1 protein-coding gene is annotated in these 231 nt (G+C 64.5%); it reads right to left on the bottom strand.

What is annotated here, in order from left to right:
- The coding region (locus AC0CH3_RS18060) for an alpha/beta fold hydrolase (RefSeq protein WP_465238152.1) at positions 1–226 on the bottom strand (226 nt) is incomplete at its 3' end.
- Positions 227–231 lie beyond the last annotated feature (5 nt).

Here is a 231-nt window from a genome sequence, read left to right as displayed (position 1 = left end):
CGTCGGTCAGCGTGTCATAGTCATCGCCCGACCAGGGCTGGCTCGAGCGACCGAACCCGCGGCGGTCATACGCGATCGCGCGGAACCCGGCATTGGCGCGCGCCATCGCCTGCGCATCCCAGCTGTCGGCGTTGAGCGGCCAGCCATGCACAAGGACGACGGGGCGCCCGCTGCCCCAATCCTTGACGTAAATATCCGGGCCATCACGTGTTTTTATAAAGGGCATGATAC

The organism is Sphingomonas sp. AC449 (assembly GCF_979253475.1).
Note: the sequence above shows the minus strand (reverse complement) of the source record. Positions and strands in the feature narration are given on the sequence as shown.